At 65.5% G+C, this 991-nt stretch carries 1 protein-coding gene; it reads right to left on the bottom strand.

The window, feature by feature from the left end; translation table 11 throughout:
• Positions 1-62: 62 nt before the first annotated feature.
• A partial coding sequence (locus C7C56_RS22065; RefSeq protein ID WP_146204603.1) for a DUF3418 domain-containing protein occupies positions 63-991 on the bottom strand: 929 nt, incomplete at its 5' end.

The raw sequence follows: 991 nt of genomic DNA on the forward strand, positions 1-991 counted from the left end.
TTAACGTCGCTTTAACGTCGCTGTGGTGCGCGCCGCCCGCGCCATGGTCATGCGCCGCCGCGCTAGCGCTGCATCGACTCCCACACTTTTTGTAGGCGCTTGGCCGACACCGGCATCGGCGTGCGCAACTCCTGCGCATACAAGGAGACGCGCAACTCTTCGAGCATCCAGCGGAATTCGACCAGTTTCGGATCGGTGTTCTTGCCCGACAGGCGGTCCTTCCCATGGCGCAAAAATGGCGTCGCGGCCGCGCTCCACTCGCCCATGAGCTTGGCATCGCGCGCCGGATCGGCGCGCAGCTTTTCGATGCGCACATTGATCGCCTTGAGGTAGCGCGGAAAGTGCGCCAACTGGGCGTACTCGTTGTCGGCCAAAAAGCGCTTGTGCACCAGCCCCTGCAACTGCCCCTGCATGTCGGCCGCCGCCTGCGCCTGCAGGCCCTGCAGCTTCTTGGGCAAGCCATGGAACTCGGTGAGCACCTGCGACACCAGGCGCGCGATCTCGTTGACCAACAGCCCCAGCCGTGACTTGCCGGCGTCCTTGCGCTGGTTGAACGAGGACGCGTCGACGGGCAGCGGATCTTGCAGGCAGGCGATCTCGATCGCCTTCTGGATGATCTGGTCGCGCAACTCCTCCTGCGAGCCGAAGGCCATGAACTGCATGCCCATCTGCTGCAGTCCCGGAATGTTCTTCTCGACGAACTTAAGCTGCTCCTTGAACTGCAGCGCGAACAGGCGCCGCAGGCCGATCCGGTGCGTGCGCGCGGCCACGGTCGGATCGTCGAACACTTCGAGGTCGCAATGGGTGAGCTTGTCGACCAGCGCCGGAAAACCGATCAGGGTCAGCTTACCCCGGTTGATCTCCAGCAGCTCCGGCAATTCACCGAACGTCCAGCTGGTCAATCCCGTGTGCTCGCCGGCCTTGGCCGGCGCCGCCGCCGGCGTTGCCGCCGCGCCCGGTTTGCCCCTGGCCGCGCCGGCGCCCGCGCCCG

Source organism: Massilia glaciei (assembly GCF_003011895.2).
In the GTDB taxonomy this organism is placed as follows: Bacteria; Pseudomonadota; Gammaproteobacteria; order Burkholderiales; family Burkholderiaceae_D; genus Telluria_A; species Telluria_A glaciei.